1 protein-coding gene is annotated in these 1,731 nt (G+C 68.0%); it reads left to right on the top strand.

Annotation, left to right across the window (positions count from 1 at the left end):
• Nucleotides 1-124: 124 nt before the first annotated feature.
• Complete coding sequence (locus tag MNZ39_RS23970; protein WP_242341594.1) at nucleotides 125-1,699, top strand: IS1182 family transposase; 1,575 nt, start codon at nucleotides 125-127, stop codon at nucleotides 1,697-1,699.
• Nucleotides 1,700-1,731 lie beyond the last annotated feature (32 nt).

The raw sequence follows: 1,731 nt of genomic DNA on the forward strand, positions 1-1,731 counted from the left end.
TCTAGAGCGCCGATCGGCTTGAAGTCCCCATGAATCCCATCGCTTACCCGCCGGGGATCGACAGGGCCCATCCGCCCGTGATCCTCTCGCCTTCGAGCGAGCCGGTGCTCGCGCGGAGGTGGCGATGGAGCGGTGGCGGCCGAGCGCGGCGGTGACGCGGCAGGAGCAGTTCATCCTGAAGCGGCTGGAGAAGAGGCGGAAGCTCTTCGCCTTCCTGCGCCGCCACCGGCACGAGATCTTCGACGACGCCTTCCAGGCGGAGCTGGAGTCGATGTACCGGGACACCGGCGCCGGCAAGGAGCCGGTGCCGCCAGCGCTGCTCGCGATGGCGCTGGTGCTGCAGGGCTACCTCGGGATGTCGGACTTCGACGCAGTCGAGGCGTCGGTCTTCGACGCGCGCTGGCAGATGGTGCTGGGTCGGCTTGGCGAGACCGAGCCGGCCTTCTCCCAGGGCGCGCTGCAAGCGTTCCGCGAGCGACTCATCGCGAACGACATGGACCGGCGACTCCTGGAGCGCACGATCGAGCTGGCGAGGGCGACCAGCGAGTTCGACTGGAAGAAGCTGCCGAAGACGCTGCGCGTGGCGATCGACTCCAGCCCGCTCGAAGGCGCCGGCCGAGTCGAGGACACCATCAACTTGCTCGCCCACGCCGGCCGCAAGGTGGTCGAGTGCGCGGCGGGGTTGCTCGACTGGCCGGTAGAACGGGTGTGCCGCGAGGCGCGCGCACCGTTGCTTGCCGAGTCGAGCGTGAAGAAGGCGCTCGACCTCGACTGGAGCGACCCTGCGCAGAAGGCCTCGGCGGTGAAGTCGTTGGCGTTCCAGCTCGAGAACCTGAAGGACTGGATCGGCGCGCAGCTCGCGGCGGAGAAGAAGAAGCCGCCGCTCAAGGACGAGATCGAGACCCTCGCGCAGCTGATGAGCCAGGACCTGGAGCCCGACCCGGGCGGCGGCGGCGTGAAGATCCGCGAGGGCGTGGCTGCGGACCGTCGCGTCTCGGTCGAAGATCGCGAGATGCGCCACGGGCGCAAGAGCAAGTCGAAGCGCTTCAACGGCTACAAGCGCCACATCGCCACCGACCTCGACAGCGATCTCATTATCGCCGGAGCGATCACGCCAGCGAACCGGCCGGAGGAGGAGGCCGCGCCGGAGCTGAAGCGGGACATCGAGTTGCAGGGGCGTGGGATCGCCGAACTGAACATCGACCGCGGCTACATCGCGAGCCCGCTTGTGGACGAGATCCTCGGTGCGGGTGGCGAAGTCATCTGCAAGCCCTGGGTGGCGCGGAACGGGAAGTCCTTCGCGAAGGGTGACTTCAAGCTCAACCTGCGCGACCTCACCATCACCTGCCCGGCCGGCGAGACCGAGCGCATCGAGTTCGGCTCGGTCGTCGAGTTCGATCCCGAGGCATGCGACCATTGTCGTCTGCGCGCGAACTGCACCGCAGCGAGCGCCGGAAGCGGCCGGACCGTCGCGATCGCCGAGAACGAGCGGCTCCAGCACAAGCTGCGCAAGCTACAGAAGACGCGAACGGGTCGGGCCAGGCTCCGCGAGCGGGTCGCCGTCGAGCATCGCCTCGCGCACCTCGCTCGTCGGCAGGGACGCCGCGCTCGCTACCGCGGCGTCCGCAAGAACCTCTTCGACCTACGCCGCGCCTGCGCCATTCAGAACTTCGAGACGATCCAGCGAAAGGCCGCGTGATGAGATCCTTTTCAAACCGGTCGGCGTTCTAG

It is taken from the genome of Anaeromyxobacter sp. SG66 (assembly GCF_022690805.1).
Lineage (GTDB): Bacteria > Myxococcota > Myxococcia > Myxococcales > Anaeromyxobacteraceae > Anaeromyxobacter > Anaeromyxobacter soli.

Coding starts and splice junctions, on each gene's coding strand:
- MNZ39_RS23970 (WP_242341594.1), top strand. CDS start 125: ATGGAGCGGTGGCGGCCGAGCGCGGCGGTGACGCGGCAGGAGCAGTTC.